Annotated in this window: 11 protein-coding genes; 10 read left to right on the plus strand and 1 reads right to left on the minus strand. The window is 60.9% G+C overall.

Translation table 11 applies throughout. The features are described from left to right. Window positions 1–238: 238 nt before the first annotated feature. The gene (locus AC1DGP_RS34225; protein ID WP_441493351.1) at window positions 239–1,135 is read right to left on the minus strand and encodes a LysR family transcriptional regulator; all 897 of its coding nucleotides are present in this window, start codon (window positions 1,133–1,135) and stop codon (window positions 239–241) included. A gap of 275 nt (window positions 1,136–1,410) precedes the next feature. On the opposite strand from AC1DGP_RS34225, the gene AC1DGP_RS34230 reads away from it, so the two are divergent. From AC1DGP_RS34230 to AC1DGP_RS34275, 10 genes are all read left to right on the plus strand, one after another. Next, window positions 1,411–2,145 carry an SDR family NAD(P)-dependent oxidoreductase gene (locus AC1DGP_RS34230; protein WP_476833198.1) on the plus strand — a complete coding sequence of 245 codons (735 nt, stop codon included), beginning with the start codon at window positions 1,411–1,413 and terminating at the stop codon, window positions 2,143–2,145. 203 nt (window positions 2,146–2,348) lie between these two features. After that, entirely contained in the window at window positions 2,349–2,948 is a 600-nt protein-coding gene (locus tag AC1DGP_RS34235; RefSeq protein WP_441493349.1) for an NADPH-dependent F420 reductase, read from the plus strand. Window positions 2,949–3,779: 831 nt separating this feature from the next. Beyond that, a complete protein-coding gene (locus tag AC1DGP_RS34240; protein WP_476833199.1) occupies window positions 3,780–4,784 on the plus strand; it encodes a helix-turn-helix transcriptional regulator in 1,005 nt (334 codons plus the stop codon). A gap of 261 nt (window positions 4,785–5,045) precedes the next feature. Continuing rightward, complete coding sequence (locus AC1DGP_RS34245; RefSeq protein WP_441493347.1) at window positions 5,046–5,486, plus strand: HD domain-containing protein; 441 nt, start codon at window positions 5,046–5,048, stop codon at window positions 5,484–5,486. 373 nt (window positions 5,487–5,859) lie between these two features. Further along, window positions 5,860–6,369, plus strand: a complete 510-nt coding sequence (locus AC1DGP_RS34250; RefSeq protein WP_476833200.1) for a hypothetical protein — start codon at window positions 5,860–5,862, stop codon at window positions 6,367–6,369. A gap of 438 nt (window positions 6,370–6,807) precedes the next feature. Further along, window positions 6,808–7,266 carry a GAF domain-containing protein gene (locus AC1DGP_RS34255; RefSeq protein ID WP_476833201.1) on the plus strand — a complete coding sequence of 153 codons (459 nt, stop codon included), beginning with the start codon at window positions 6,808–6,810 and terminating at the stop codon, window positions 7,264–7,266. Window positions 7,267–7,307: 41 nt separating this feature from the next. Then, on the plus strand, window positions 7,308–8,144 hold the full coding sequence (locus AC1DGP_RS34260; RefSeq protein WP_476833202.1) for an HWE histidine kinase domain-containing protein: 837 nt from the start codon (window positions 7,308–7,310) through the stop codon (window positions 8,142–8,144). A 353-nt stretch (window positions 8,145–8,497) separates the two neighbouring features. Further along, entirely contained in the window at window positions 8,498–8,767 is a 270-nt protein-coding gene (locus AC1DGP_RS34265; RefSeq protein ID WP_476833203.1) for a hypothetical protein, read from the plus strand. 259 nt (window positions 8,768–9,026) lie between these two features. Continuing rightward, window positions 9,027–9,326: a DUF6894 family protein gene (locus AC1DGP_RS34270; protein WP_476833204.1), complete on the plus strand. Its 300-nt coding sequence runs from the start codon at window positions 9,027–9,029 to the stop codon at window positions 9,324–9,326. A 143-nt stretch (window positions 9,327–9,469) separates the two neighbouring features. Further along, entirely contained in the window at window positions 9,470–10,045 is a 576-nt protein-coding gene (locus AC1DGP_RS34275; RefSeq protein ID WP_476833205.1) for a PAS domain-containing protein, read from the plus strand. Window positions 10,046–10,178 lie beyond the last annotated feature (133 nt).

Genomic DNA, 10,178 nt, shown 5'->3' on the forward strand with positions numbered 1-10,178 from the left:
GCTACCGAGACCCCCCAATGCTGTCCGTCCTGGGCAACCCCTCAATGTCGGAAGTTGTTGCTGAAGAGACGTGAGACAGGCGCGCGGCCAACTTCGGCTTTCCACCCCTCAGCGACCTTCAGAACGGCTGGTAATGGGTAAGGCCCCTGSGCGCCTGGAATCGACCCAAGTCGGACGCTGGGGATGTCCGCTTGCAGGCACTTGTCCACTGCAAGCGTCGCCGGCGACCTGCCGGGCGTCAGTCGCGCGATATGGACAGCCCCGCGAGAAGCGGAGCGTACGCGGCGAGCCTGCGGGATACGAACTCAGTGAAGAGCCGCACGCGCTTCGTCTTGCGTGTTTCCCCCTGCGTGAGAAGCCAGAGCGTCCCATGCATGGGCAGGTCGATGCCCGGCACCCTTACCAATAGAGCGTCGGCATCTCCGACGAAGCACGGCAGTTTCGTCATCCCGATCCCTTGCTGCGCCGCTACGATCTGCGTCTCGGCGTCCGGGGTTCTGAACGGAACTCCCGTGGTGTGAACCTCTCCCTCGCGCGTCCAGACCGGGAGTCCATGACTGTCTATGACGATCCACCGCATGGGATCAGGCGCGCCCGCACGCCACGCGGCTAGTCGATCGCGAGACATGTAGACGCCGCTCAACAGCTCCGGTCCCATCAGGCCGTGAAGATTGAGCGGCAGGGTCTTGCGGTCGGAGACGATGCGGATCGCGACGTCGGCCTCTCGGTTGGTCAGATTTGCCAGCTCGCCGGACGACGAGATTTCCATTTCGATGTCTGGATGCATACGCGCGAAATCGGCGAGATCCGGCATGAGCAGGTGTGTGGCGAGGAACGGTGGAAGCGTCACCCGCAAAAGCCCGCGCGCGCTCTGGTCGCGACCGAAGACGCGCGTCTCCAGTTGGTGCGACGACGCTTCCATCTGGTTCGCGAGTTCGAGGACCTCCTCCCCCGCAGCCGTCAGGCGGTAGCCCGAAGGCAGCTTTTCGAACATGTGCGCCCCGAGGCGTTCCTCGAGCTGGGCGATGCGTCGCAGCACGGTCGAGTGATTCACCCCGAGGCGCTTGGCGGCAGCCCGCACTGAGCCTCCGCGCGCGACGGCAAGAAAGTAGCGAACGTCATCCCAGTCGATCATGGTGCAATCCCGCACCGCAGAGTGCGCCTTCCAAAGTCGGTAGCTAACACACCGAACCGCAGTTCGGGCGGTCATCATAGCTTAAATCGACGAGCGCGGCCTAATTCCGAACGGTGGACACCGATCTGCGCGGCTGGCGTCAGTCGTCCGGCCGGATCGATTTGGCACCACCGATCTGCGCGCTTCCGCACTCAACGTCTGACTCAGGCGGACCCATGTTGAGGTTCTCGGGGGCCTCCCCGAACAACCAAACACGGAGCCTGAAGAGAGAAGTCATGAGAAAGCTTGAGGGTAAGGTTGCAGTCATCACGGGTGGATCGAGCGGAATGGCGCTGGCGAGCGCCAAGCGGTTCGTTGAAGAAGGCGCCCATGTTTTCATCACAGGCCGTCGGCAGGAAGCGCTCGATGAGGCCGTCAGGTTGATCGGCCGGAACGTGACCGGCGTGCGCGGCGACGCGGCCAATCTCGACGACCTCGACCGCCTGTTCGATACAGTCAAGCGGGAAAAGGGCAAGATCGACGTCCTGTATGCGAGCGCCGGCAGGGGCGAAGCCGTCCCACTGGGCGAGATTACCGAGCAGCATTTCGATGCGACATTCGGCCTGAATACGCGCGGCACGCTGTTCACCGTGCAAAAAGCGCTGCCGCTGTTCAACGATGGCGGATCGATCTTCATGACCGGATCAGTTGCTTCGGTGAAAGGTTTTCCTGGTTACACCGTGTATGCGGCGAGCAAGGCGGCGTTGCACGCATTCGCACGTGGGTGGCTCAACGAACTGAAGGGCAGGAATATCCGGGTGAACGTGCTGCACCCGGGGCCGATCGCCACACCGATGCAGGACCAAGTCCTCACCGAGGAGGCGAAGCAGATGTTCGAATCCCTGATCCCGCGGGGAAAGATGGGTCGTCCCGAGGAAATTGCGGCGGTTGCGCTGTTTCTTGCTTCAGACGATTCGAGCTTCGTGAATGGGGTGGAGCTGTCTGTCGACGGCGGCTTCTCGGCCATCTGAATTTGCGCCGGATCGCGGGAAGCGGCTGACCGGCGGCAACCAGCGTGTCCATGGTGGAACGATTTCCGCGCTGTACGGTCAGTCCGGCCGCGCGGAAGGCGTTCACGGCAGGACGTCTACGCGAAGGTCGCCACACAGCGGAACGAATACCCAGCGCCGTTGAAGCCCGGGGAATCAATATCAACACGGATCGGAGAAGTATTATGAGCTATGCGATTGTAGGATTCGGTAAGATAGGCCAGGCCCTCGCCCACGCCTTCGCCCGTAAAAACATCGACGTGACCGTCGCGAGCCGCCGGCCGCCCGAGGCGTTGGCGCCTCAGGCTCGGGCGATTGGACCCACGGTCGTCGCCAAGTCGCTGCGGGAAGCACTCGAGGCCGACACAATCATCTTGGCGGTCCCGTTCGGGGAACATCGCGAGGTTGCGAAGGCCCTGCCGGGCTGGAAAGGCAAGACGGTCATCGACGCGATGAACGCGTTTCCAGTCCCTGATAAGCTGGACGGTCTCCCGTCCTCCGCCTTCGTCGCGAAGGCGTTCACCGGCGCCAAGTTCGTGAAGGGTTTCAATCACCTGATTGCGGCCACCCTGGCTGCCGATCCGATCGTCGAGGGCGGGCACCGGGTCGTCTTTCTGTCGAGCGACGACGAGAACGCGATCACTCCCGTGGCGGATTTGGCCAAACAACTCGGGTTCGCACCCGTCAAGCTGGGAAAGCTCAACGAGGGTGGCGCGCTGGTGCACGCACGCGGCCGCACTTGGGGCCAGTTGATCTTCCAGGACCTGTTCAAGAAGGAGCAGTAGCGGATTTACTGTCCACTGTCAGAGGTGCTGCTTGCCCGGACGAGCGGGTCTGCGACTTCCACAACGAGCCGGGGGCCGGGACATTAGAAACGCGCTTTGATGTCCATGGCGCTTCAGTGAGTTCATCCTCTCCCCGCCAAAACCGTCAGAGGCCCGATGCTCAGATGGAAGCAGTCATCACAAGACAAATTCTGATGCTCACGGGATTTCGATGCCACCTGCTGCCGCGTATAGTGCTATCTGCTCCGGTCTCTCTTCGCGTTTTTATGAAACCGGAGCGCTAAATCGGCAAAAATTACCGGATTTATGCGCTCGCTTTGTTGCTACGTCCCAATTTTGACTTTCCGTCCCACCCAGATGTTCTAGACGTGCGCCGGCCTCGCGCATCTGCTTGTCCTGTCATACGTGATGTCCTCAGGTACAATTTTCGCACCGCTTCGATAGTGGCAGGATTAATCAGCTTGTTATCTTCCAAGTCCTGAGGACCTGACATGGCAAAGATTAAACTTGCGGTATTCGTTATGGCGACGGCCGGAATCGCCTTCACCGGGCTTGCCGCGACAACGGAAGTCGCAAATGCCGTCGTTTATTGCACCTATATCGGTTACCCCGCCGGATGCGTCGCGCGGCCCGGCGTTCGTCTCGTCGCTCGGCCAGTCGGGGTCGGCGCCGTCACGGCGCCTCGCCCCGGAAATCGCAACGGCGGTGTCAACAGGGTCGGCGTTGGTCGCTAACGCCAAACCCGTTTCCGGAAGCTGACCCGACCCCAGTGCAGGCTCAATATGAAAGCAGTCCGGTCGGGCACGAAACGCAGTCGGGAGGAGGATGCCCGTGTCGGCACTCTCTCGTACCAATTCTGGGAGTGCGCGCGGAAGGGCTTTCGTAAAGAACGTTTCGACCACGGTGCTGCCTGAAGATCAGTTCGACGCGTGCTGCACTCGGTTCTCCAAGGCGGCAGCGTCCGCGCAGTTCAAGCTCGAGTTTTCCTCGTGGGAATTCGGTGACGTCGTTCTTACCCGGACACTTTATGGCGAAGCTCCAGTCCGGCATCGGCGGCACAGATCTCGACCTCACTTATGCGTCGTGCTCGCCCATCCCGCCTCACCTGATCCCAACTCGATTTTCCCTCAGCAGAGGCAAGGCAATCTCGGCTACCGTTCCCTCGCCATGCAAGGCCAAGCTGAAGACATGGAAGTCCTGACGCTGTTCCTGCCTCAGCACTTTTGCCAAGAGGAACTCGTCGATTTTGGAGGGGCGTGCGATCTGGAGCTCAATCCTGAGCTGAGAGTATTGCTCGCGGACTATCTCGAGAATTTGGCACGGCAATTGCCGCATATTTCTGCGAAGCACGCCCAAGGAATCGCCGCCGCAACGCTTTCGCTGGTGGCGGCTTGCATTGTGCCGCGTGGGAAACGCTCGATCACTGCGAAGGCGTCCTTTCCTCTGATCGAGCGTGCGCGGGCCTTCATTCGGCAGAATATGGCCTCGCCCGAATTCGGCCCCGGACGGTTGGCTGACCTTATGGCGATGTCTCGCTCCAAACTTTACCGTCTGTTTCAAAACGCCGGTGGCGTCGTTCACTTCATCAATCATGAACGGCTGATCGAGGCACATCGCCGCCTCATATCTCGCAATGCTCCGTCGATCCACGTCATCAGCGATGAAGTTGGCTTCGTTGATCATTCGACGTTCAGTCGCGCGTTCCGGCGTCAGTTCGGCTACAGCCCAACCGAGGCATGCGAGAGGGCATCTTTCAGTCTAACCTGTTCCTGGTCCGGAGAGGCAGATAGGATCGATCGGTGCCTCCAGGCGGAGGTCGGCCGCCCCAGGGGCTGATGCCGACGCAGGCGTGGCCCGGCCGTCAACCGGACGACCCCGGCGAGCCGGGATGGGTTATCGAGACGGTCGTTGCATGGAGAGATGGCGTTGTCCCCGTCTACGTCCTTCCGTCATGGGAGGATCGCGGGTTTGATGAACTTTCAGGCCCATTCGAAACCAAAGAAGAAGCTGAAGACGCTCTGGCCAGGGCCTCATTGTGACCGGGCAACGCAAAGAGGGCGTTCCCATCTCTGACGATAAGCGGGAGAGATGTAGAAAATGAGCACGCTCGCACGCGCCATTGAGATCGCCGCGAAAGCGCACGATGGCCAGAGGGACAAAGCGGGGGAACCGTATATCGCACACCCAATGAGGTTGATGGCGCGATTTCTCGCGTCCGGTCAGGAACAGAATGCGATCATCGCGGCGCTTCATGATGTTGTCGAAGACTCTGATTGGACGATCGAAGATCTGCGCCGAGAGGGTTTCACCGAGAATGTCGTGTCGGCGGTCGACGCACTCACTCGACGCGATGGTGAAGAGTACATCACTTTCGTGCGTCGGGCCGGCCGCCATCCACAAGGCCGGTCCGTGAAGGAAGCCGACCTGTTGGACAATATGGACGAGGTGCGACTGTCGAAAGTGCGTGATCGTGACCGCCTGATGCGGAAATATGCCGCCGGCCTTCGTGCGCTCAACGAAACGCCACTTATCCCTTGATGCGTCTCAAATCAGCGCGCGGCGTCCGTCAAACCGCGGGCTATCTGCTTGGCGATCGCTTCAGCTTCAGCGGGCGTCCATTTGTGCGCCGCGCTTGCGGACCGCCTGCCCTCATCATCCTCGAAATAGACATAGGCCAGAACGCGCTGGCCAGCGTCCAATATTCGGGGGACCTCTCCGATCTGCTCCGGTTAAATCTGCTTTACGCGTTCGAGGGTGAGGCCGGATTTGGTCCAAACGGAAGATGAGCACACCCTCTTATCTGGTTGGCGAGTGGCCGTTAACGGCATCGGCCACGCTCGGGTCTACGGTGCGGGCGAAGGGGATCGAACGTGAAATCCGAGCGCGCCTCCCCTGGGCGGTGAGAAAGTGCGTGGCGGCCAAAGCTGGGGGCATTGTACTGCGCATGGCAGCATCCGATATCGACGAGTTCAGGGTGGCCGCGACGAGTATCTCTAAAACGATGGAGCAGATTGGGGCTCTGCCGGTGGTTCCGCGCGAGGCGGAGGACATCCTCTCGATCTCGTCCAGCGAGCGTCACAAGTGGCTGAAGAGCGGCCGGCTGAAGAGCATCGGGACGCGCACCGTTAAGTTGCGTGGGCGCGCGAAGGCCGTAACCTTCCACCTCTTTGACCCTCGGCAGATCGAGGACGTCCTTGATCGGGACCTACCGACCCTCTGGAGAGAAGAGGATGCGCAAACGGCCGCCGATAACCGGCGACGTGCCGCCGGACGAGCCGCGCTGAAGCGCGCGGGCAAAAACACCGAAAAGCCAGTCGACGCTCGGAAGGCGCGAGAAGAAGACAACCAACGGCCAAAGTTGGATGGCTGGGACGCCTTCGATGCAGACGGGCTGCTGCGGACACCGACACACAAAACGTGACTCCCAAACCCGATTGATGACGGAATGGCGGTGAGAGGTCCGCCAAGTTCGGACCTCAGTGGAAGGCAGCCAGTAGGCCCAGTCGGGTCGGTTAACTGTTGAGACGATCCAGACTGCATACGAAATCCCGGCCTCACCGGAGAATTGATCCATAAGCAATTGACATTGCGACGAGCCAATTTCGGAGCTCGAATGACGCATTCGTCTGGCGGGACTTGCATTTCGTTAAGGCCTGGCAAAGCCGCGAGGATTTATGGAGCGAAGCACTGACCGGCATGCGAAAGCCGCGGTCTGCAGCACGAGCACAGGGGCTGCGAACGACCTCGCACGCCAGATTCGGGAACAGACAACACTCTTCCACTTCACCGATCGGTTGTTTCGAGCCCGCACCCTCGCCGATATTTATGGGCAGCCCTCGACTCCATCTGTGAAGCCCTTATGTGCTCCCGGGCTTCCATCCTTCGCTTTGACGATGGCGGGACAATGCGTTTCGTCGCCTGGCGCGGACTTTCGGATACGTATCGCGCCGCTGTCGATGGTCACTCGCCCTGGAAGCGCCAGGATCGAGAGGCCGACCCGATCTTCGTTTCGGACATTGCCCTCTCCGAAGAGCCACGGCCACTCATCGAGAAGATTATCGGCGAAGGCATCCATGCCCTGGCCTTCATCCCACTCGCCGGAGCCGATGAGCTGGCCGGCAAGTTCATGGTCTATTACGACACGCCGCGGGTGTTCACCGATCACGAGCGCGATCTCGCGTTACTCGTCGCCCGCCAGCTAGGCTTTGCCATCGAGCGCCACTCCAGCGATGCCGCTGCCCGCCGACTGACGGCGCTCGTCGAATCCTCCGATGACGCCATCATCGCCAAGGATATGGACGGACGTATCACGGACTGAATCCCGGCGCGGAGCGACTGTTCGGTTATCGGCGCGAGGAGGTGCTGGGCCAGTCAATCATGTTGCTCATTCCGGAAGACCGGCGGGATGAGGAGCCAGGAATACTGGCACGCATTCGCGCTGGAGAGCGCATCGAGCACTTTGAAACCATCCGCCGGTGCAAGGACGGAACGCCTGTCGCGATCTCGCTGACCATTTCGCCGATCAAGGACGCCAGGGGCGAGGTCGTGGGGGCATCGAAGATCGCCCGCGACATTTCGGATTGGCAGCGCGCAAAGGAGCAGCAAAACATGCTGCTGCGCGAGATGAACCATCGCATCAAGAACGTGTTCGCTCTCACCAGCGGTATCGTCAATCTCAGTGCGCGCTCGGCCTCCAGCCCGCTTGAGCTCGCGGCAACGGTTTCCGAACGACTCGCCACCCTCTCGCGCGCCCACGCCCTGACGATGTCCGCCGTTGCCGCGGCGGGCGAGCCCGCGGCCACCACGCTGCACGCTCTGATTGGGGCAATACTTGCTCCCTATCAGGCCGAAGAGCGGGCCCGCAGTGAGGCTCGCGGGGCCGACATTCCAGTACCCTCCACCCTCGTCACATCGCTCTCGCTGCTGCTTCATGAGTTTGCGACCAACGCCACCAAATATGGCAGCCTCTCCGCCGAGGACGGCGTCGTCGAGATCACATGTTCGGACGGGCCCTCGGAATTCGTGATCGTCTGGCGTGAGCGCGGCGGGCCGGCCCCGACCAACGCTGCAAGCGAAGGCTTTGGCAGCCGGCTGGTCAAGGCGACGGCAAGCCAGCTAGGTCGGATCAGCAGAACCTGGGACCCGTCGGGCGTGGTCATCGAACTTGTCATCGAGCGTGACAGGCTCGGAGAGTAATTTTTAGCGATCCCCACGACAGATCTATGTCAGGGCGACAAGTGCGACCTCCCCATCCATGACGCTATGCGCTGCTCAATGCCATGGATCGTCGCTGCGCGATCGCCTTCGGTGAGCCGCGGGATTTATTGCTCACGTGGCGGAGCTTTCTATACAGGCCTGCGTTATCAAAATCATTTGGAGCCTCAGTTCGTTTCGGTTTAGAGCCCGTTTTGGCAGGTATAGACACTAATTAGCGCTGCTTTCGTTAGTTTCTCAACGTCAAGTGGAGCGGCCATCAAAACCCGAGAAGGGCTGATTCCGGCCCCGAGACACTCCCTGGCGATCACGAAATTCCGGATCAAACAAGGAGGTTGGAACAGATTGGTTTGCTCCAGCGTCGTCTATCAAGCGCGCTGACGATCAAAGTGCGCAGTGAGATCGTTGGGAGAACAATTATGGCAAACGGCAATCACGAGGCGCGTGACGATCAGATCGCGCTATTGCGCCGGCAGATTTCGGACCTGACGGAGCAGGCCACCGCATCCTCCGGCTCCGGGCAGGAAGAGCGCCTTGCGGATCAGATCAACGAGAAACAGCTTCGGCTCAACGAGCTCTTAAAGGAGCAGGACGAAACCGGCTGAAGGCGGCGTCGGATCCCGTTGGCTTTCGGCTACTGCCCAGAGCGAGACATTGGAACGTGCAGGGTCTGGTGTTCGAAATCGGGCCCGGCCGATGCCAAAACGCGTTCTGCGGTCAGAATGCACACGATTCTATGCGCGGGTTGGCGCGGCCTTTTTGCGGATGCTGAGCCGGTATCATCGATCTGCCGCGAAGCGAGGCGTGGGAACCCCGCGTGGCGGTTGTAGTTCCGATATCTAGGGGTCACGGGAACGAAAATCGATGCCGAAATTTAAGGTCACGACCGACGCCGGGGAAGGCCCGGAGCCGGAGCAGCCTGACGCACCGGACGATCTGCTGGAGTTTCCCGATCTCAAGTCGGCAACGGAGGACGCACAGATCGCCCTTGCCGAGATCGCCCGAGACAATATGCCAGACGGTAAGGCCGCCCACTTCGGGGTCGAGGTTGCGAACGAGGAAGGGAAGCGGGTCTACCGCGCCTCGTTGGATTTCCATGCGGACACCGAGGAAGAGCTCGATCAGGAAAAAGGCCAGCGGGAGGGATGGGACGTCGCCAGCTAGCTCGGTGAGGGTCCCCGCGAATAGTGCCGAAAGGTGGGAACCTCGTCCGATAAAAGAAAAGCCGCCTCAATTATCTTCTGACATTGACGACTAGGTCAGGGTCGCCCATGGCCAACGTCCCGCCAATTGGAGGAGTGTTACCGTTGCCAGCCTCCGTCGCCTGGAAAGATCTCGCGGCCCTGGTCGCGACTGCAGACAATCCCTTTCCCGGCGCCGACGAAAGGGGCTCCGCCGTCCTTGAGTTCGATTGGGCTTCGACCTCGGTCGGCCCGGTCTCGTCCTGGTCGCAGTCCCTGTTGTCCTACACGCGGGTGATGCTGACCTCGAAGCAGCCAATCTGCTTCTTCTGGGGCCCCGAGCTCCTGATGTTCTTCAACCAGGCCTACAAGCCGATGCTTGGCCAGCGTCCCCAGGTCGCCTTGGGCCATTCCTTCGCGACGGTCTGGCCGGACGTCTGGGCTGACGTGCTGCCGATGACGCGATCGGCCTTGTCCGGCACCGGCGTCAAGGTAGACGAGATGCCCATGACGATGACGCGTCACGGATATCCTGAGCAGACCTTCTGGACCTTCGCCTATACCCCGCTGTGGAATGATGATGGCCGGATCGCCGGGCTGATCAACACGCCGGTCGACGTGACGTCGGCCGTCAAGGATCGGGAGGCGCTCGCCGCCGCCGCCATCAATGCCGAGACGATGCTGGATGCGGATTCCGATTGAAGCGGGCGGGGTATTCCGAAGCGAAGCCGGCAGGGCATTCCGATTTGAAGCCGGCATGTGATTCCGAGATGAAGCCGGCACCCTGAAGGGGGTGTTGGAGGCCTGGGTCAGCCACTCTGGCAGACGTTTTCCG

It is taken from the genome of Allobosea sp. 05T433, from assembly GCF_056396065.1.